This is a genomic window from Sorangium sp. So ce117, from assembly GCF_051524395.1.
GTDB classification, from domain to species: Bacteria; Myxococcota_A; Polyangia; order Polyangiales; family Polyangiaceae; genus Sorangium; species Sorangium cellulosum_B.
The window spans coordinates 6,738,615-6,757,197 of record NZ_CP150309.1; the positions used below are offsets into that span (position 1 = coordinate 6,738,615).

Annotated in this window: 17 protein-coding genes; 9 read left to right on the forward strand and 8 right to left on the reverse strand. The window is 72.1% G+C overall.

All coding sequences use genetic code 11. The features are described 5' to 3' along the window. The first annotated feature begins 90 nt into the window (after positions 1-90). On the forward strand, positions 91-1,626 hold the full coding sequence (locus tag WMF46_RS25105) for a hypothetical protein (RefSeq protein ID WP_437979505.1): 1,536 nt from the start codon (positions 91-93) through the stop codon (positions 1,624-1,626). Beyond that, complete coding sequence (locus WMF46_RS25110) at positions 1,614-2,795, forward strand: hypothetical protein (RefSeq protein WP_437979506.1); 1,182 nt, start codon at positions 1,614-1,616, stop codon at positions 2,793-2,795. The genes WMF46_RS25105 and WMF46_RS25110 overlap by 13 nt, the downstream gene beginning before the upstream one ends. A gap of 52 nt (positions 2,796-2,847) precedes the next feature. On the opposite strand, the gene WMF46_RS25115 is transcribed toward WMF46_RS25110, so the two are convergent. Further along, complete coding sequence (locus WMF46_RS25115) at positions 2,848-3,771, reverse strand: hypothetical protein (RefSeq protein ID WP_437979507.1); 924 nt, start codon at positions 3,769-3,771, stop codon at positions 2,848-2,850. 257 nt (positions 3,772-4,028) lie between these two features. On the opposite strand from WMF46_RS25115, the gene WMF46_RS25120 reads away from it, so the two are divergent. Then, positions 4,029-5,165: a tetratricopeptide repeat protein gene (locus WMF46_RS25120; RefSeq protein ID WP_437979508.1), complete on the forward strand. Its 1,137-nt coding sequence runs from the start codon at positions 4,029-4,031 to the stop codon at positions 5,163-5,165. Between the two features lie 78 nt (positions 5,166-5,243). Here the strand turns inward: WMF46_RS25120 and WMF46_RS25125 are convergent, their stop codons facing one another. The 6 genes from WMF46_RS25125 to cysK form a co-directional block, all read right to left on the reverse strand. Next, entirely contained in the window at positions 5,244-5,780 is a 537-nt protein-coding gene (locus tag WMF46_RS25125) for a hypothetical protein (RefSeq protein ID WP_437979509.1), read from the reverse strand. A 439-nt stretch (positions 5,781-6,219) separates the two neighbouring features. After that, positions 6,220-6,930, reverse strand: coding sequence for an HPP family protein (locus tag WMF46_RS25130; protein WP_437540732.1), 711 nt, complete (start codon positions 6,928-6,930; stop codon positions 6,220-6,222). A gap of 170 nt (positions 6,931-7,100) precedes the next feature. Further along, positions 7,101-7,817 carry an SDR family NAD(P)-dependent oxidoreductase gene (locus tag WMF46_RS25135; RefSeq protein ID WP_437979510.1) on the reverse strand — a complete coding sequence of 239 codons (717 nt, stop codon included), beginning with the start codon at positions 7,815-7,817 and terminating at the stop codon, positions 7,101-7,103. A 132-nt stretch (positions 7,818-7,949) separates the two neighbouring features. Then, on the reverse strand, positions 7,950-8,372 hold the full coding sequence (locus WMF46_RS25140; RefSeq protein WP_437979511.1) for a hypothetical protein: 423 nt from the start codon (positions 8,370-8,372) through the stop codon (positions 7,950-7,952). Between the two features lie 107 nt (positions 8,373-8,479). Further along, on the reverse strand, positions 8,480-9,436 hold the full coding sequence (gene epsC, locus WMF46_RS25145; RefSeq protein ID WP_437979512.1) for a serine O-acetyltransferase EpsC: 957 nt from the start codon (positions 9,434-9,436) through the stop codon (positions 8,480-8,482). Then, a complete protein-coding gene (gene cysK, locus WMF46_RS25150; protein WP_437979513.1) occupies positions 9,433-10,422 on the reverse strand; it encodes a cysteine synthase A in 990 nt (329 codons plus the stop codon). The genes epsC and cysK overlap by 4 nt, the downstream gene beginning before the upstream one ends. 539 nt (positions 10,423-10,961) lie before the next feature. On the opposite strand from cysK, the gene WMF46_RS25155 reads away from it, so the two are divergent. From WMF46_RS25155 to WMF46_RS25175, 5 genes are all read left to right on the forward strand, one after another. After that, positions 10,962-11,870 (forward strand): family 2A encapsulin nanocompartment shell protein, encoded by a 909-nt coding sequence (locus WMF46_RS25155; protein ID WP_437979514.1) that lies wholly within the window; start codon positions 10,962-10,964, stop codon positions 11,868-11,870. Further along, a complete protein-coding gene (locus tag WMF46_RS25160; protein ID WP_437979515.1) occupies positions 11,857-14,064 on the forward strand; it encodes a family 2A encapsulin nanocompartment cargo protein cysteine desulfurase in 2,208 nt (735 codons plus the stop codon). The genes WMF46_RS25155 and WMF46_RS25160 overlap by 14 nt, the downstream gene beginning before the upstream one ends. Positions 14,065-14,252: 188 nt before the next feature. Further along, the gene (locus tag WMF46_RS25165; protein WP_012237276.1) at positions 14,253-14,567 is read left to right on the forward strand and encodes a rhodanese-like domain-containing protein; all 315 of its coding nucleotides are present in this window, start codon (positions 14,253-14,255) and stop codon (positions 14,565-14,567) included. A gap of 64 nt (positions 14,568-14,631) precedes the next feature. Then, entirely contained in the window at positions 14,632-16,512 is a 1,881-nt protein-coding gene (locus tag WMF46_RS25170; RefSeq protein ID WP_437979516.1) for a DUF885 domain-containing protein, read from the forward strand. A 107-nt stretch (positions 16,513-16,619) separates the two neighbouring features. Then, positions 16,620-16,853, forward strand: a complete 234-nt coding sequence (locus WMF46_RS25175; RefSeq protein ID WP_437540747.1) for a hypothetical protein — start codon at positions 16,620-16,622, stop codon at positions 16,851-16,853. A 47-nt stretch (positions 16,854-16,900) separates the two neighbouring features. Here the strand turns inward: WMF46_RS25175 and WMF46_RS25180 are convergent, their stop codons facing one another. Then, positions 16,901-17,425 (reverse strand): hypothetical protein, encoded by a 525-nt coding sequence (locus WMF46_RS25180; protein WP_437979517.1) that lies wholly within the window; start codon positions 17,423-17,425, stop codon positions 16,901-16,903. Positions 17,426-17,641: 216 nt separating this feature from the next. Here WMF46_RS25180 and WMF46_RS25185 point away from each other — a divergent pair, with 216 nt between their 5' ends. Next, the gene (locus WMF46_RS25185; protein ID WP_437979518.1) at positions 17,642-18,583 is read left to right on the forward strand and encodes a hypothetical protein; all 942 of its coding nucleotides are present in this window, start codon (positions 17,642-17,644) and stop codon (positions 18,581-18,583) included.

Genomic DNA, 18,583 nt, shown 5'->3' on the forward strand with positions numbered 1-18,583 from the left:
AGCCATCGACCGCGATCTCCGACGGGACGACGCTGCTCACCATCAACACCGTCGCCGGCGGCAGCCGGCCCTCACCGGGTGGATCAGCACATGAACACCTCGCCGCATTCGAGTCCTTCCGATCGCGCTCTGGCCGTCCTTCGCGAGCTCGTGACGGAGCTCGGGCGTGGCGGGGGTCTCGTCAGCCCGTCGGTGTACGACACCGCCACGGTGCTGATGTTCGATGTCTTTCCCGATGCCAGGGCGAGCCTCATCCCATGGCTCCTGGATCAGCAGCGGTCGGATGGGGGCTGGGGGCTGTCATCGGTGCCGCGCGCGCGCGATCTCCCGACGCTGGCGTCGATCGTGGCCCTCCATCCCTGCCGCGAGCTCGTGCCGCAGGTGCGCCGCGCCTGCGAGGGGGGCCTTGCGTTCCTGCGCAACCAGGCAGCGCATTGGGGGACGTCCTTGCCGGACGACATCCCTGTCGGGCTGGAGCTGCTCATGCCCAGGCTCCTCGACCGGGCCTCCTCGCTCGGCCTCGGCGTCGATTGGGGCCCGTACAGGGCGCTCATTGCGCTCGGCGAGCGGCGCCGGGCCTTGATCGGCAAGGCCCGGCCGGCGGCCGGCAGCGCGGCGTCGCACTCGTGGGAGGGCTGGGGGAGCGGCCCCTCGCCCGACCTCCTCGACGTGAGCGGCGGCGTCGGGCACAGCCCCGCGGCCACGGCCGCCTGGCTTCACGCATCTCGGGACAAGGCCGGCCTCGCGGGCGCACGAGCGGCGGCGCGCGAGTACCTGCTTCGAGCGAGCGACGCGACCGAGGTCGGGCTCCCCGGCGTCGTCCCCACGGTGTGGCCCATCCGCCGATTCGAGCAGACCTGGGTCCTGTATGCGCTGCGGGCCTTCGATCTCCTCGACCATCCCCGGCTCGGCGACGTGGCGCGGCCGCAGCTGCTCGACCTCGGCGCCGCGCTTCGCCCCGAGGGCATCGGCATGAGCGACGCGTTCACGCAGGACGGCGACATCACCTCGACGGTCATCGCCACCTTGGGAGAGCTCGCCGCGCCCCGCGCCATCGAGACGCTGCGGCGCTTCGAGCGAGGCGGGATGTTCATCACGTACGCGAACGAGCTGCAACCCTCGCTCACGACCAATGCCCACGCGATGCACGCCCTCGCGTCCCGCGGGGAGAAGGCGTCGGAGCCGGCGCGGTACCTCCTCGAGCGTCAGCAGCCGGACGGGCGGTGGGTCGGCGACAAGTGGCACAGCTCCTGGCTTTACACGACAAGCCAGGTCATTTTGGCCCTCTCGCACGAGGGGCAGCTGCCCGCCGTGAAGCGCGGCGTGGAGGCGCTGCTGCGCGCCCAGCGCGGCGACGGCGGCTGGGGAGCCGGCGGCGCGCCCACCGCGGCAGAGACGGCCTACGCCGTGCTCGCGCTCCGCGCCGCCCGAAGGAACCGCGAGCTCGAATCGATGGCGCGGGGCGCCTGGCGACGGGGGCGCGACTGGCTGATGTCGAACCATGACGTCGGCGCCGGCCAGGAAGATCTCCGCTGGATCGGCAAGGAGCTGTATTGCCCGGCGCGGGTGGACCGCGCGTGGGTCCTCGGCGCGCTGCTCGTGTCGCAACCGTCATGGGAAAGCTAGACGATCTGATGGAAAGGACGTGGCAGAGCCACGTCTTCGGCGACTCCTACCCGACCGCCGTCGGCCGCCGCGCGCTCTCCGAGAGGATGCGCGCCGTCCACGCGTGTTTTCTCGAGAGGTTCCGCCCGATCGTCCAGGGCGCCTTACCCGACCTCGATCCGGAGCACGTCGAGCGCGTCGTGCGCCGGATCGGCCCCAAGGCGACCGCGTTCTGCGCCGCGATCGCGATCGAAATCGAGGAGGTCGAGCGCCTCGCCGAGGTCTCCATCGTGTTTGGGCTCCTGTTCCTGTTCGATGGCCTGATGGATGACGGGGACCTGGCGATGGTGGCCGCGACGCACCGGTTCATCGAGGTTCACGCGCCGCGCCTGCACGTTCCCGCGTCGAACGACGCGGAGCAGCTGGCGTCCGCCGTCCTCCGGAGCGAGCTCGACGCGGCCAGGGCGCCGCGCCCCGATCCTGCCCTCGTCGCGGCGCGCGCTCGACCTCTCGCGGAGGTGGCGCGCCTGCTGCGTCGCCTGAGCTCTCCCGAGGGCGCGGGCGCGCTCATCGAGTCGCCTGTCGCCGGCTTTCTGAGCCATGGTTCCGCCATGCGGCAGCTCAGCCAGCGTTATCTCGAGCGCGAAGAGGGTGCGTTCTGGGACGACCACGCCGACGATTTCGTCGCGCATGCGATCGGGAGCATTCAGACGGCCGGGACGGTCGCCGTCGTCTACAGCCTCTACCGGAGCGCGAGCCCCGAGCTCCCCACGATAAGACAGGTGCTGGCCTCCCCGGCGATCAGGCGCGTGTGCGAGCGATTCGCCGACGCGGCTTCGCGCATCTTCGACGACGTGGGAGATCAGGACGTCGATCGGCGCACGGGCCCCCGGGGCCGGTTCGATCTCAACCTCTTCAACCATCCGAACCGGAGGCTCGTCGAGGCCACCCTGCGGTTCGTCGGTGTCGATGACGAGGACGTCATCGCGGCGACGCTGCGCGATCTCGCCGCCGACGACAGCGCCGGGGATGGCCGCGTCGTCGAGCGATTCGTCGACGTCGTGCGCGTCGGCGTGGCGAGCTTGCCGGCGGAGTGCTGGCGCGACGCGGGCGTGTTCCTGATGCTCCTCAAGAGGATCATCGAGTCGGGCTACGTGAACACGCTGGGCGACGCTGCGCTCGCGGAGTGACGGCGCGGCGCCTGGCGCGCCGCCCGGCGGAGCGTCGCTGCCCAGGGGGCGCTCAGGAGAGCGCCTTCGCCATGGCGGCGATGCGCTCGGCGCCGGCGGGGCTGAGCTCGCCGAGCGCGCGGACGAAGTTCGGGTGGGTCATGCCCGAGCCGAGGAACGTCCAGCGGTAGGAGCGCTGCTGCGCCTCGAAGATCTCGGCCTTCTCGGCCTCGGCGAGCGTGCGGCCGGCGGCGCGCTCCAGGGCCTCGATGTCGAGCCTGGCCTGCGCGGCGAGGCCGCCGTCGAGCATCGTGCCGATGGATACGTAGTCGTCGAAGGCCCGGGCGATGCCCTCCGGCCCGGCCTCGCGGGCGAGCTTGGCGACGAGCAGCGTGTCGACTTTGGCGTGCTGGGCCTCCTCCATCCAGTGGTGGCGGAGCAGGCTCGAGAACTGCGGGTCGAGGCCCTCGGCGTCACCCTCCTTGACGCTGTCGAGGTAGTGGCGCTGCGTCATCCACTCGAGGTGCAGGGTCACCAACGCGACGCCGAGCGCGCCGTGCTTCAGGATCGCCGCCGCGACGTCCTTCGCGGGGCCGATGGCCCCGCACTCCACGCCGAAGCCGCGCGCGAACTCCGCGGAGAACCGGCGGAAGAGGTGGATGTGCTTCGCCTCCTCGTCGGCGAACGTGACGAGCGCGCGCACCTCGACCGCGTCGGCGCCGTGGACCGCGGTGCGCGCCTGATCGAGCACGAACGGCAGGATGAACTCCTCCACGAAGCCAAAGAGGTAAAGATAGCTGTTGCCGCGGATCTGGTTGAGCAGGAGCTTCTCTCGCGCGCTCAGACAGCGGATCGACGCCGTGCCCGCGAGCGACTCCGGCAGAAAGGGCCTCGAGAAGTCGAGCTGCTTGTCACCGCCGATGATGTCCTCGACGCGCCAGGTGATCTTGTGCGAATCCGCCAGGGCCGCCTCGTAGGTGTAGCTGTGCGTGAGCATGATCCTCCCTTTCCTGGTCGAGCCGCTCGGCGTCGCGCGAAGAGCAGCAGAACGAGAGCACACGAGCGCTCGCCAGACGTCAAGGCGCGCCGGCGCCGACGTGCGCGCGACCGCCAACCGCATCTCGTGCCATGTGGTCAATCCGCCTCTCCCTCATGCGCTCACCGCCCCCTGGCGCGCGCTCGCCGGATCGCCGATCCTCCCTGCCCCATGCCAGCCTCCACGATCGTCCTCCTGACCGGCGGCGCCGACAGCTCGTGAGCGCCTCCCCCGCGTCCGCCCCTCGCGCGGCGCGGCCGGCGCGGGGACAGGCCGCTGCGGGCGCCCGCGCCCTCCGCGAGCGCGCCCTCCTCCATCTCTCCATGGGCAGGCTCGGCGAGGCCCGCTCGGATGCGGGCGAGGCGCTCGCGCTCGTCGAGCGGGAGCTCGGGCCCGCCGACCCGGAGGCAGCCGGCGCGCTGCTCGTGCACTGGCGGATCGCGGCGGCGTCCGGCGACCCTCCCGCCGCCGAGGCGCACGCGCGCCGCGCCGTCCTCGTGCTCGCGCGGGCGCGGCGGGGCGGCGAGGTCAAACGGCTCCGCGTCCACGCGTGGCTCGCCCTGGCCGCGACCGCGCGGCTCCAGGGGCGCTACGCAGACGCGGCGGCGCGCGCCCGCCGCGCGCTCCGGCTGGCCGAGGCCGCCTTCGGCGCCCGCGACGTCGAGGTCGCCGCCTGCCTCAACGAGCTGGCGATGAGCTGCAAGTACCGCGCGCGCTTCGCCGAGGGGGCGCGGCTCTACCGCCGGGCGATCCGCGTCCTCGAGCGGGTCCACGGGCCGGATCACCCCGAGCTCGCACCCCTGCTCCACAACCTCGGCGGGCTCGAGCACGCTCGCGGCCGGGCGGCCCGCGGAGAGCCGTTCGCGCGCCGCTCGGTGGCGCTGCGGGAGGCGGCGCTCGGGCCCGAGCACCCGCTCGTCGCCGAGGACGCGGCCGCGCTCGCGGCCATCCTCGACGCCCAGGGCAAGCGCGGCGAGGCGGAGGCGCTCTACCGGCGCGCGCTCGCCATCTTCGAGCGCGCGTACGGCCCCGCGCACCACGAGGTCGCCTTCACCACGAGCAACCTCGCCGCCCTCCTCTACGCCGAGGGCGAGCTCGACGCCGCAGCGCGCCTGTTCCGCAAGGCGATCGGGACGATGGAGGGGCTCCTGGGCCCGACCCACCCCGACCTGGCGATGGCGCTCAACAACCTCGGTGTGCTGCGCCTCCGGCAGGGCAAGCGGGCGGCGGCGCGCCGGCTGCTGGAGCGGGCGCTCTCCATCTACGAGGCGACGCTCGGCCCGGGCCACCCGACGATGGCGGCCTGCCGGGAGAACCTGGCGGAGGCGGGTCATGCCGGCTCGATCGTGGCCTGACGAGCACCACGCCGCGCGGTCGCGGCGGATCGAAGCGCGGCGCGTCGCTGGCTCTGGCCCTCGGCGCCGCGCGACGGCTCACCGCGAGCGTCGCCTCGACGGCGCCGAGACCGTGGTCCGCGCCTGCCGCGCGGCCTTGCGCCCGGCCCTCGGCTTCGCGCCGCCGGCCCGGAGGAGCGTGCCGTTGTGGTTGACGCCGATGGGAACGACGGCGCTCAGATTGCTGCTGGCAAAGGGCGAGGACGGCCCTCCGCATGTGATGCTGAACGTCGCGGTATAGGTCCCCGGCGACCCTGGCGCAGCGAAGGACACGTCGACGTTCCGCTGGCCTTTGAAGGAGACCGGGCAGTTCGAGACGCCGAAGTGCTGGCTCGAGACGCTGCACTGGCAACCTGCGAGGGTCACCCCTTGGCTGTCCACGGTGACCGTGCGCCAGGCCGTCGTCTGCGGCTGAACTTGCCCGAAGTCACGGAGCGCCGGGCTGGACGCCAGCGCCTGCTCCGCCTCACCGAGTGCGTCTTCTCCTCCCTCGTTCTCGAGGCTCTCCACCACGCAGCCCGCGGTTCCCAGGCTTGCGAGCAGCAGCGTCCCGACCATCACACATGAATGTTTCACAAAACCTCCGTTGCTGGACTCCACACATGACGTGCGGGGCCCCGAAGCAACGACCAAGGCGACGATCGCCGCCGGGCCTGGCCCCAGAGCCCCTCTCGGAGCCGCCCCAGCAACCGGTGCGCCAGCGCCCGGGAAGCCACGGCCCCGCCGCTTCGGCAGCTCGATGTGGATCTCCGTGGCCCAAGCGGGCGGCGGATCCTGCCGAATCGGGCCCATTCATCTGACGCAGCGGAGCTCGGAGCCCAACCCCATCTCCGATGGGCGATCGTGACATGTCACGCCGCGACCGTGACATGTCACGCCGCGATCGTGACATGTCACACCGCGATCGTGGCATCGCAGACAGACGCGGCGCGACGCGCGACGAGGCGCCCTGCTGGCATGGAGCGACGACGCGAGTCGCCCGTCCTCGGCCGCCCGGCAACGGGAGGCCCTTGGATCAAGGAGGAGGCGGAGGCGGCGGATCCTGCTCCGGGCGCGCCTGCCGCGGGGCCCACAGCGGGTAGTCGACGCCGGCGAGGCGATTGATGACGATGGCCTGGAGCGTGAGCAGGACGACCCCGCCGAGGAGCACGAGGAGCATCGGGGGCCGGGACAGGATGCCCAGCGAGACAATGAGCGTGGTCGCGCCCGCGGGAGGGTGTGGCGCGCGGGCGAGCACCATGAGGCCGGCCGTGAGCCCCAGCGAGAGCGCCGCGGCGATGGCGCGCGGCAGGGTCACCCCGGTCGCTGTCGCCGGACCTGCGTGCGTGAGCCCGGTGACGAGCAGGCTCATGTACGCGACCGCAATGCCGATGCTGTGCCCAACGATGGTGGTGCGCGGCGCGGCCGACGCCGCCGTGGGAGTGTAAAAGAACAGGAAGGCCGTTGGCCCGAGCGACGGAAAGACGAAGGGCGACTTCGTCACCACGGCGAGGGCCGCCATCAGACCGATGCTCACGAACCCGTTCACGCAGCTGAAGACCGCGAGCACCGGTATCTTGGCGTAGCGCTGGAGGAGCCACGGGAGCCTGAGGCGCGTGAAGATGCCGCGCACCACGTCCGTCATCTCGCCGCCGAGCGGGTGCCGCGGCGAGATCGGGCCGTAACCGCGCCCGTTTCCCCACAGCTCCGCCGCCGCGGGGGTCGATTGCCTGTCTCTCTCTGTCATCCTTCGTTCCTTGCGAGCGGGCCGCGCCTCCACGCGACGCGCGCCCGCCTCCGCGGCTGCACGCTCGCCGGCGGGCGCCACGGCCAGCTCGCCACGATTCTACCCCCGGGCTCCGCGAGATGGATCGGGGATCTCGCCCGGCGCGCTCGGGCCCGCCGCCCAGGGCAGCGTCAGAACTTCTCCACCGACGGGCGCACGTCGATCTCGTGGGTCCAGGCGCTCGGCGCCTGGGCGTGGAGCTGCAAGTAGGTCTCCGCCAGCGCCTCCGGCGATAGCAGGGTGTCGGCCTTCCTCCCGGGCACCATCGCGCGCACCCGCGGGGTGTCGATCAGCCCGTCGATGACGACGTGCGCCACGTGGATGCCGCGCGGGCCGAGCTCGCGCGCGAGCGACTGCGCGACGGCGCGCAGGCCGAACTTGCCGACGGCGAGGGACGCGAAGCGGGCTCCGCCGCGGAGCGAGGCGGTGGCGCCCGTGAAGAGGATCGTCCCCCGGCCGCGCTCGAGCATGCCGGGCAGCGCCGCCTGCGCGCTCACGAAGCCGCCGAGGCAGCTGATCTTCCAGTCGTCCTCGAGCTCTCGCGGCGTGAGCTCCAGCGCGCCCGCCACGCGGAAGGCGCTGGCGTTGTAAATCAGCACCTCGACCGGCCCGAGCGACTCCTCAACGCGCGCGAAGGCCGCCCTGACGGAGGCCGCGTCGGTGGCGTCCCCCGGGACGCTCAAGGCGCGCCCTCCGGCTCCCTCGATCTCCCGCTGCACGGCCTCGCACGCGGCGGCCGTCCGGGCCACGAGGCCGACGGAGAACCCCTCGCGCGCGAAGCGCCTCGACACAGCGGCCCCGAGTCCGGGGCCGACGCCGACGACGACCGCTGCCTTGTTCGAGCTCATGAACGCACACCCTCCCGCCGGCCCTCGCGCCGGCGAACCGCGGCAGCGTATCGCCTGTCCTGGCCCGCGCGAACGACAGATGCCGGGCGAGCTCGTCCCCGGCTCGGTCCGGAGGTCAGCCCCCCAGAGGAGCTACGGGCTCCCCGGCGCATCCCTCCACTGCCGCACGAAGAACGGCCATGCGTCGTGGAGGTACAGGCCGAAGGGGATCCACCAGACGAGATCGTTCGTCAAGCAGAGGATGGCGGACCGAGGCGGCCACTGCCCGGTGGCGAGCAGCGCCGCGAGGCCGATCGGCCCGAGCACCTTGCCGAGCAGGCCGACGCCCGCAAGGAGGAACCCGCGCTCGGGCGCGCGCGCGACCTCCGCGTAGAGGATGGCGTACACCCCGACGACCATCCCCAGACAGGCGAAGATCTGCGGGTGATTGAGGGGTTCCATGCCCGCGAAGCGAAAGAGCCATTGCGGGTCGGCGGCGGCATAGAGCCCCCAGCAGGCGTTGTAGAGGGCAGCCAGCGCGAAGACGGCGCGGTGCAGGCGGCGGCGGGGGATCATCGCGGGGCGACCTCGGCGGAAGGCCGGCGCTCATACACCGCGCCGGCGCCGGGCACGAGCCGGATCTCGCCCGCGCCGAGCGCGCCGTGACGGCGCGCCCGGACCCGTCAGATGCCGCCGCCGTCCTCGAAGACGTCGCTCCGCACCTGGGCCTGGCTGATACGGCTGTTCGCCGGGACGCTGCGCGTGAGCCACACGTTGCCGCCGATGCTCGATCCGCGGCCGATGGTGATGCGCCCGAGGATCGTCGCGCCGGCATACACAACCACCTGGTCCTCGACGATGGGGTGGCGGTCGATCCCCTTGATGGGGTTCCCGCTCGCGTCGCGCGGGAAGCTCTTCGCGCCGAGCGTGACGCCCTGGTAGAGGCGCACGCGCTCGCCGATACGGCACGTCTCGCCGATGACGACGCCCGTCCCGTGATCGATGAAGAAGCTCGCCCCGATCTCGGCGCCGGGGTGGATGTCGATGCCGGTGTCGGCGTGCGCGATCTCGGCGAGGATGCGCGGGATGAGCGGGACGCCGAGCGTGTAGAGCAGGTGCGCGATCCGGTGGTGCATGATCGCCGTGATGCCCGGATAGCAGAACACCGCCTCGTCGATGCTGGTCGCCGCCGGGTCGCCCTCGAACGCCGCGCGCACGTCGGTCTCGAGCAGCTCCTGCACCGCGGGGAGGCCCGCGGCGAAGTCGCGCACGATCTCGGCCGCGCGGCCCTCGCGGCGGGCGGCCTCGCGGGCGTCGAGCTCCCTCGGGAAGCCAAGGCCCCTCCGGACCTGCTCGTGGAGCGCGAGCAGCGCCGCGTCGAGCGTGTGCCCGACGAAGTAGTCCGTCCCCTCCTCGGTGAGATCCGCGGGCCCGAAGTGCGCCGGGAAGAACACCGCGCGCAGATCGCGCGCGATGCCGACGAGCACCTCGCGCGACGGCAGCGCCTGCCGCCCGAGCTTCTGGCGCGCGCCGTCGATCCCCCGGCCGGCGGCGCGCAGCTCCGCGACCACCGAGCCGAGCGCCCAGGACGCGCCGGACACGGCGGGCGCCCGGTAAACCCCGTGATCGGCCTCGCTCATGTCGCGAGCCCCTTCTCGTCGAAGAGCCCCTCGAAGAGGGCCGTGCTCAGGTAGCGCTCGCCCGAGTCGGGGAGGATGACCACGATCGTCTTGCCCTCGCTCTCCTTGCGCCTCGCGATCCGCGCCGCGACCGCCACCGCCGCGCCGGACGAGATCCCCGAGAGGATGCCCTCCTCGCGCGTCAGCCGCCGCGCGTAGGCGATCGCCTCCTCGTTGGTCACCTGCTCGATCTGATCGACGATCGACAGATCGAGCACGTCGGGCACGAAGCCCGCGCCGATCCCCTGGATCTTGTGCGGCCCCGGCCTGAGCGGCTCCCCGGCGCGCGTCTGCGTGAGCACCGGGCTGTGCGCGGGCTCGACCGCGACGGAGGTGATCGCCTTGCCCTTCTGGTGCTTGATGAAGCGCGAAACGCCCGTGATCGTGCCGCCGGTCCCGACGCCGGACACGAGGATATCGACCTTCCCGGCCGTGTCGTCCCAGATCTCCGGGCCCGTCGTCCGCTCGTGGATAGCGGCGTTCGCCGGGTTCTTGAACTGCTGCAGGAGCACGTACCGGCTCGGGTTCGACGCGACGATCTCCTCCGCCTTCGCGATGGCGCCGCTCATCCCCCGGGGCCCCTCGGTGAGCACCAGCTTCGCGCCATAACCCACGAGCAGCTTGCGGCGCTCGATGCTCATCGTCTCGGGCATGGTCAGCGTGAGCGGATAGCCCCGCGCCGCCGCGACGAAGGCCAGCGCGATGCCCGTGTTGCCGCTCGTCGGCTCGACGATCTCCTTCCCCGGACCGAGGAGACCCCGCTTCTCGGCGTCCCACACGAGCGCCGCGCCGAGGCGGCACTTGACGGAGTACGCCGGGTTGCGCCCCTCGATCTTCGCGAGCACGAGCGCGCCCGCGCCGTCGACGGAGCGACGGAGGCGCACGAGCGGCGTGCGGCCGATGGATTCTGCGTTGTCTTCGAACCAGCCGCGTGTGACGTTCGACATGGGCCCTCTGGGGTGCGACGGCATGCCTCCGCGTCCTCGAGGTCGGAGGACGTCGAGCGGGCAGCGAACGCCGCGCTTGATTACCAGCGGATGTTCATCTAACATAACGGACAGAACCCGCCAAGCACTTTGTGCCCGCCAACGCCCTCGCCGCTCAGTCGTCGTGGCGCGTCGAAGGCGCGCCGGTGGCGCGGGGGCGGCGCTCCATCACCCGACTCCTCATCTTTCATTTCGGACGACACCGCAACGACACCGCAACGCTGCCGCAACGCCTCCGCAACCCCCTTGGGCCTTGACCTCAGCTGGCGTCCGCCGGTGTCTGCATCCACCACGGCACGTGCGCCTGCGCTCCACCATCGCGGAAGGAAAATCCGCTTTATAGGAGTCCGACATGGTGGAAATTACATCTGCTTTACAGGAGGAAAGCGTCCAGGGCGTCATGAGCGCCATTGCGGCATCCCAGGAAGAAGTTGTAGTACTGGCCCAGCTTTGGCGGAGACCTCCCCCCCACGCGCCAAAGCTCGAGGAAGAGCCCTGCCATGACGAACCACGAAAGCCATCTGCTTGGCGAGCGCGCCGCAAGACAACACGCCAACACGAGCAAGACGCCGCCCCAGTGGGCCGGTTCCACCCCGCGTTGGCTCGTGCAGCTGCTCCCCTGGACGCCCGTCGAAGCAGGCGTGTACCGCCTCAACCGGGTCGTCGATAACGATTTCGCGGTCGATTGCAGCCCGGATGACGCGGCCGAGCTGCCCACGGCGCGCATCCACTATGAAGAGCAGCCGCGCGAGTTCGTGCTCAACACGGTGACCACGACGATCCAGGTGCACACCCGGATCTCCGACCTGTTCCGCAGCCCGATGGATCAGGTGAAGGAGCAGCTCACGGTCCTCGTCGAGAAGCTCAAGGAGAAGCAAGAGGACGAGCTGATCAACAACGGCAACTACGGCCTGCTGAACAGCGTGCATGAGAGCATGCGGGTCAAGCCGCGCGGCGCTGGCCCCACGCCGGACGATCTCGATGAGCTGATCACGAAGGTGTGGAAGGAGCCCGCCTTTTTCCTGGCGCACCCGCGCGCCATCGCGGCGTTCGGTCGCGAATGCACGAAGCGCGGCGTTCCGCCGCCCACGGTGACCCTGTTTGGCTCGCCGTTCCTCACGTGGCGCGGCCTCCCGCTCATCCCCACCGACAAGCTTCACCTCGCGGGCAACAAGACCGATATCCTCCTGGTCCGCACCGGCGAGAAGAAGCGCGGTGTCGTGGGCCTGTTCCAGCCGGGGATCCAGGGCGAGGTGAGCCCGAGCCTGTCGATTCGCTTCATGGGCATCAACCAGCTCGGGGCTGCCTCGTACCTCGCGTCCCTCTATTGCTCGGCGGCGGTTCTGACCGAAGATGCGCTCGGCGTGCTCGAGGGCGTCCAGGTGGACAGCTACTATGAGTACAAGTGAGATCCAGACAGCGGATCTCCAGGGTGCTCTGCTGCAGGTGACTCACGCCGTAGGGAGCTCTGGGATCGCGCCCTTGAACGTGCCGCTCTCGGCGCCGGGCGGCGCGCCGTCGCCCGCCGCCGTCGGCTTCGACCCCGCCTCCCTGGCCACGGTGATCGCGCAGCTCGCGAACGAGATACTCAGCGCGCCGTTGAATCAGGGGGCGGCTGCGCAGGCGGCGCCGCTGCCTGGCGCCGCGCCGTCGCAGTCACCCGTCCCGCACCTGGCGGCGGCTGGCGCGGCGCCGTCACCTGTACCGGGGCCGTCCGCGGCGGCGGCCCCCGTGTACCCCGGGTCGGCCCCCGCCTACTCCGGCTCTGTCCCCGCCTATTCCGGCTCTGTCCCCCCCTATTCCGGCGCGGCGCTGCCGGCTCCAGGCTCGGTCCTCGCTTCTTCCGGCGCGGCGCCTACCTCCCCCGCCGAGGCGCCGCTGCCCGGCATCTCGCCGTCGCTGTCGCCCGCCCCGCCCGCACAGGCGTCCGGCGCGACGCCGTCGGCTGCTGCGGGGCCCTCCGCGGCGGCGGCCCCCGTTTACCCCGGGTCAGCCCCCGCCGCTTCCGGCGCGGCACCGCCGGCTCCCGGCTCGGTACCCGCATATTCCGGCGCGACGCCCGCCTTCCCCGGCGAGGTCCGCGCCTATTCCGGCGCGACGCCCGCCTTCCCCGGCGAGGTGGCGCTGCCGGACTCGACGGTGCGCGCCGGGTTCGTCCGCGTCCCGTTCGTGGGCTCCGATCCGCTGAGCCTGGGAGCGACCGACGAGGTGCTCCGCATCCCGGTGCTCGGCGATCTCGCGGACCGCGACGCCGACCCGTACTTCGTACCCGGCGCGCCCGCGCTGGGCATCGAGTCGCCCGTCGGCCCTCCCCAGGTCGAAGCGCACGAGATCCGCGCCGTGGATCCGGCGCTGGTCCGCGGCGTCAGCGGCTCCTCCGGCATCCTGGACCCCCACGCGATCCGCCGCGACTTCCCCATCCTCGAGGAGCGGGTCCACAACAAGCGGCTCGTCTGGCTCGACAACGCGGCGACGACCCAGAAGCCCCGGGCCGTCATCGATCGGCTCTCGTACTTCTACGAGCACGAGAACTCCAACATCCACCGCGCGGCGCACGCGCTCGCGGCCCGCGCGACGGACGCGTACGAGGCGGCGCGCGAGGCGACGCGCCGCTTCATCAACGCCCCGTCCACGCGCGAGATCGTGTTCGTGCGCGGCACCACCGAGGGGATCAACCTGATCGCCCAGAGCTGGGGCCGGAGGAACGTGGGCCCGGGCGACGAGATCGTCATCACGTGGCTCGAGCACCACGCCAACATCGTGCCGTGGCAGCAGCTCTGCTCCGAGAAGGGCGCCAGGCTCCGTGTCGCTCCGGTGGACGACCGGGGCCAGGTGATCCTCGAGGAGTACGAGAAGCTGCTCGGCCCGCGGACGCGCATCGTCTCGATCACGCAGGTGTCGAACGCGCTCGGCACCATCACGCCCGCCCGCGAGATGGTGGCGATGGCGCACCGGCACGGCGCGCGCGTGGTCGTGGACGGCGCGCAAGCGGTGTCCCACATGCGCGCGGACGTGCAGCTCCTCGACTGCGACTTCTACGTGTTCTCGGGCCACAAGGTGTTCGGTCCCACGGGCATCGGCGCCGTCTTCGGCAAGAGCGAGGTGCTCGACGCGATGCCGCCCTGGCAGGGCGGCGGCAACATGATCGCGGACGTCACCTTCGAGCGGACGATCTACCACCCGCCGCCCGCGCGCTTCGAGGCCGGCACCGGCAACATCGCGGACGCGGTCGGCCTCGGGGCCGCGCTCGACTACGTGACGCGGATCGGGATCGAGAACATCGGCCGCTACGAGCACGAGCTGCTCCACTACGCCACCCACGCCCTCGCGACCGTCCCCGGGCTGCGGCTCATCGGCACCGCGGCCGACAAGGCGGGCGTGCTCTCCTTCGTCCTCGATGGGCAGCGCACCGAGGACGTGGGCGGGGCGCTCGACCGGGAGGGCATCGCGGTGCGCTCGGGCCACCACTGCGCGCAGCCCATCCTGCGCCGCTTCGGCCTGGAGAGCACCGTGCGCGCGTCGCTCGCCCCCTACAACACCTGCGAGGACATCGACGCGCTGGTTGACGCGCTGCATAGGATCCAGATCGGCAGGTCGCGCTGACTGGCCGCCCGGCGGCTGTCCGCTGATGCGGACGTCGCCGGGCTCCCTGCCAGCCGCCCTCACCGCCCACCCCCCCGGCTGAATCTTCGAAACAGGCTGAACACACGGGATTTCGCAGGTTTTCGTCTCGACGGCGAACTTGTGTCCCCCGGGTTGCCACTGTCGGACGCGTCCGTTATAATGGACGCATGATCCAGACGATATCGCCCAGGGACGCGGACGAGCTCATCAAGAGCGGCGAGGTGGACGTTGTGGATGTACGTGAGCCACGCGAGTGGTCGGTCGGACACGTGCCGCACGCGCGGCTGGTGCCCCTCGATCAACTGAGAGCGGATCCGCAGCGGGCCCTGCCGCGCGATCGTGTGGTGTTCGTTTGCGCGAAGGGCGCCCGCAGCCTGACGGCGGCGAAGCTCGCCGAGCGGCTCGGGTTGAACCAGCTCTACAACCTGGATGGCGGCACGAGCGGCTGGGTGAAGGCGGGGCTTCCGCTCGAGCACAGCTGAGCTGGGCTCACGCCGGCCGCATTTGCCCCGCGTTGCGGCTGGCGCGCGGCGGCGCCGTCGCAAGATGTGCGGCATGGCCCTGCGCGCACTTCGCACCTTCGTCCTCGTCCCCCTGTTCGCCGCTGCGTGCGCCCGAGGCGCCCCGCCTCCTGCCGCCGCGCCGGCTCCCCTGCCCTCGCCGGCGCCCTCGGAGGCCGCGAGCACCGCGCCCGCCGCGCGCTCGGCACCTGCAGCGGCCCGGCGACTCCCCGCCTGGGTCGAGCGCAGCAACGAGCACGCAAAGGTCCTCCTCGACGTGCTCGTCCGGTTCTCGCCGGAGCGCGCCGGAGCTCTGGGGATCGAGCGCGCGGACCGGGAGATCGCGGACCTCTCGCCCGGGGTCGAGGCGCAAAAACGCGCGGCCTTCCGCGCGGCCATCGTGGAGCTCCAGAAACGGCGAGAGACCGAGAAGGACCCGGCGGTCGCCGAAGATCTGCAGATCTTGCTGGACGCCGCGGACCGGGCCGTTCGCAGCTCGGAGCTCGCCGAGAAGTACAGCGTCACCTACGTGCACGTCACGGGGCTCGTGTTCGACGGCATCTCGAACCTCCTGGACGACCGGGTATCCCCGGCGCGGCGGGCTGCGGCCCGCACGCGCCTCCGGCGTTATGCCGGCATGGAGGCGGGCTATGTGCCCATCGCCGAGCAGGCCATGGCCAGGCTCCTCCAGGACCTCGAGAAGCCCGGATTGCTCGCCCCGCCCAGGATGGAGATCGAGCGGCACCTCGCCACGAATGCCCGCGTGCGGGAGGGCATCGGTGAGCTGTTCAGGAAATACGGCATCAGCGGCCATGACGAGCCGCTCGCGGCGCTGAATCGCCAGCTCGCGGCGTACGACGCGGCGCTGCGCAGCGACGTGCTCCCCCGGGCGCGGACCGACTTCGCGTTGCCGCGGCCGCTCTATGCGTTCGCGCTCGAGTCGTACGGCGTCGATCTGCCGCCCGCCGAGCTCGCGCCCCTGGCCCACGCCGCCTTCGAGGATCTGACGGCGCAGATGCAGGAGCTCTCGTTACCGGTCGCCCGGGCGCGCAAGCTGCCAGGCGCGGATTACCGCGACGTGCTCCGCGCCCTGAAGAAAGAGCAGCTGGTGGGCGAGGCCATCTTGCCGCACTACAAGGCGCGGCTGGCCCAGATAGAGGACATCATCAGGAAAGAGCGCCTCGTCACGCTGCCCGAGCGGCCTGCGCGCATCCGGCTCGGCACCGCCGCCGAGAGCGCCGAGACGCCGGCGCCGCACATGCGGCCGCCGCGGCTGCTCGGCAACCAGGGGGAAGTGGGGGAGTTCGTGTTGCCGCTCAGCCTCCCGGGCCCTCCCGGCGCCGCGGACGATCTGCAGAAGGTCGACGACTTCACCCATGCAGCGGCGTCATGGACGCTCACCGCCCACGAGGCGCGCCCCGGACACGAGCTCCAGTTCGCCTCGCTCGTCGAGCGCGGCGTCTCGATCGCCCGGGCGGTCTTCGCGATGAACAGCGCCAACGTCGAGGGGTGGGGGCTGTACTCCGAGGCCCTCGTGTTCCCGTTCATGCCGCCCGACGGTCAGCTCGTCTCGCTGCAATACCGCCTGCTGCGGGCCGCGCGCGCCTTCCTGGATCCGGAGCTCCAGGCCGGCAAGATCACGCCTGAGGCCGCGCGCGCGTTCCTGGAGCAGGAAGTGGTGCTATCGGCGCCGTTCGCTCGGTCCGAGGTGGAGCGCTACACGTTCCGCGCGCCGGGACAGGCGACATCGTATTTCTACGGGTTCATCCGGCTGATGGAGCTCCGGGCAGAGGTCGAGTCCATGATGGGCCCTCGCTTCGATGCGCAGCGATTTCACGATTTCGTGCTCGCCCAGGGGATCCTGCCGCCGGAGCTGCTGCGCAAGGCCGTGTTCGAGCGTTTCGTCGGGGATCAGCCGGCGCGCTGAGCGGGGAGGAGCGAGCGAGAGCGGCCTCGATCCAGCGCGGGGTCCCCTTGCGGCGCGCCTCGCCGGCTCCACCTGTCGTGTCGGGCACGGGAGCGCCGGAGGGTGACATGGGAACGAACGAGAAGAAGGCGGCGGAGCGACAGCCGGAATCGCCTGAAGGCGCCGCGGCCGGCCCCGAGGCCACGAGGGCGAAGACGCGCAAGGAGCGGAGCCCGCAGACTCCGCTCGATCGCGGCGGGGCGCCCTCGCAGCGCGAGGCGTGGGAGCCGGTGGACGAGGCGTCGGACGAGTCGTTCCCGGCGAGCGACCCGCCGGCCTGGACGCCTGTCCACCCGGGCTGAGCGCTGCGGCGTGGCGGCGGCGGGGACCCTCGCCGGCCGCGCGCCCGTCACGGCTCGGGAACGCCCTCTTCGAGCCACGTCCGCGCGCTCTCGGCGGTGAGCTTGAAGTTCGGGGGCACCCTCGACCGCCTCACGGTCTCCCCTGCCGCGTCTCGCCCCGTGAGGATGGCGTGAGGATCGTCCTCGTCGGGCACGATGTCGAGGTCCACCCGCATCCGGGCGCCGCCCCCGACCACCGTCGTCACGCTCCGGTGCAGCTGCGCCCGGCGTTGCTGGTCGTGCCGCGAAAGGATCTCGTTCGCCGTCTTCACCAGGGTGGCGAAGGCGCTCGCGTCGAGGGGCTTCGGGTTCTTCTTGTCACGCCCCATCGTCCACGGCCCCACCAGCGAGGGCTCGCTCTGGCCGTCGCACGTCATCTCGACGGCCCAGCCATCGTCGTCCTCGTTCTTGATGACCCGCGCCGTCCACCCGTTCCCCTTCCACAGCTTCGGGTCCTGATCTTCAGGGCGGATCGAGCGTGTCTGCTCCACCTCGTCGTGCGTCGCGTCCGTCGCATCGTGCGTCGTGTCCATGGACGCATCGGTGTACCCGCCGCGCGCCCGGCGCGTCCACCCCCTCCCGCGCGTCTCGGGCATTTCCTGTCAGCCCCTCACGGCGCTGGACCGCCTCCCTTCTCACGTCCGAGCGAGGCATGGCAACGGCGTCATTCAAGCGCCGCTGAAGGTCAGGATCGCCCCCGACGTCCGCCGCGGGCTGGCTGACGGCCGCGGAGCTGCGACACTCCGCGCATGCTCCTTCACCGGCGCCCCTTCCTGGCCCTGTGCGCCGCCGCCCTCGCCCCGAGCACCGCCCTCGCCGACCCCGCGCCGCCCTCGCCGCCGCCCGCCGGCGCCGCGCCGCCCTCGCCGCCGCCCCCCGCTTCCCCGCCCGCCTTCGACGTCCGCGACCTCCACGTCCCCGGCGATCGCGCCCTCGGCAGGCGGTTCACGCTGCTCGTCCCGAAGCACCTCGCCCCGGGCGAGCGCGTGCCGCTGCTCGTGCTCCTCCACGGCCTCGGCGAGACCGGCGACGAGCGCCTCGGCGCCTTCGCGTGGCTGGAGCGGTACGGCCTCGGGCCGGCCTACGAGCGGCTGCGCCGCCCGCCGCTCGGGCGCACCTCGCGCCGCAAGGACTGGACCGACGCGCGGCTCGCCGAGGTGAACGCCGCCCTCGCGGCGCGGCCGTTCCGCGGCCTCGCGATCGCGTGCCCCTTCACGCCCAACGTCCACAAGGCCCCGAACCCCTCCGCCGCGCTCGACGGCTACGCGCGCTGGCTCGCGGAGGTGGTCCTGCCGCGCGCCCGCGCCGAGGCGCCCGTGTTCGACGACGCGGCCCGCACCTCGCTCGACGGCTGCTCGCTCGGCGGCTTCATCGGGATCGAGGTGTTCCTCCGCCGGCCCGAGCTCTTCAGCGCCTGGGGCGGCGTGCAGTCCGCCATCAGCGCCCACCGCGCCCCTGCCTACGCCGACCGGCTCGCCAGGGCCGTCGCCGCGGCCGGCCCGCGCGATCTCCACCTGCTCACCAGCGAGGGAGACCCGTTCCGCGACGCGAACGCCGCCCTCGCCGCGCAGCTCGCGAAGCGCTCGCTCCCCCACACCCTCCGCGTCCTGCCGGGCCCGCACGACCAGCCCTGGCTCCGCGAGGCCGGCACCATCGAGATGCTCCTCTTCCACGACCGGCGCCCGCGCTGA

Coding starts and splice junctions, on each gene's coding strand:
- WMF46_RS25105 (WP_437979505.1), top strand. CDS start 91: ATGAACACCTCGCCGCATTCGAGTCCTTCCGATCGCGCTCTGGCCGTC.
- WMF46_RS25110 (WP_437979506.1), top strand. CDS start 1,614: ATGGGAAAGCTAGACGATCTGATGGAAAGGACGTGGCAGAGCCACGTC.
- WMF46_RS25115 (WP_437979507.1), bottom strand. CDS start 3,771: ATGCTCACGCACAGCTACACCTACGAGGCGGCCCTGGCGGATTCGCAC.
- WMF46_RS25130 (WP_437540732.1), bottom strand. CDS start 6,930: ATGACAGAGAGAGACAGGCAATCGACCCCCGCGGCGGCGGAGCTGTGG.
- WMF46_RS25135 (WP_437979510.1), bottom strand. CDS start 7,817: ATGAGCTCGAACAAGGCAGCGGTCGTCGTCGGCGTCGGCCCCGGACTC.
- WMF46_RS25140 (WP_437979511.1), bottom strand. CDS start 8,372: ATGATCCCCCGCCGCCGCCTGCACCGCGCCGTCTTCGCGCTGGCTGCC.
- epsC (WP_437979512.1), bottom strand. CDS start 9,436: ATGAGCGAGGCCGATCACGGGGTTTACCGGGCGCCCGCCGTGTCCGGC.
- cysK (WP_437979513.1), bottom strand. CDS start 10,422: ATGTCGAACGTCACACGCGGCTGGTTCGAAGACAACGCAGAATCCATC.
- WMF46_RS25155 (WP_437979514.1), top strand. CDS start 10,962: ATGACGAACCACGAAAGCCATCTGCTTGGCGAGCGCGCCGCAAGACAA.
- WMF46_RS25160 (WP_437979515.1), top strand. CDS start 11,857: ATGAGTACAAGTGAGATCCAGACAGCGGATCTCCAGGGTGCTCTGCTG.
- WMF46_RS25165 (WP_012237276.1), top strand. CDS start 14,253: ATGATCCAGACGATATCGCCCAGGGACGCGGACGAGCTCATCAAGAGC.
- WMF46_RS25170 (WP_437979516.1), top strand. CDS start 14,632: ATGTGCGGCATGGCCCTGCGCGCACTTCGCACCTTCGTCCTCGTCCCC.
- WMF46_RS25175 (WP_437540747.1), top strand. CDS start 16,620: ATGGGAACGAACGAGAAGAAGGCGGCGGAGCGACAGCCGGAATCGCCT.
- WMF46_RS25180 (WP_437979517.1), bottom strand. CDS start 17,425: ATGGACACGACGCACGATGCGACGGACGCGACGCACGACGAGGTGGAG.
- WMF46_RS25185 (WP_437979518.1), top strand. CDS start 17,642: ATGCTCCTTCACCGGCGCCCCTTCCTGGCCCTGTGCGCCGCCGCCCTC.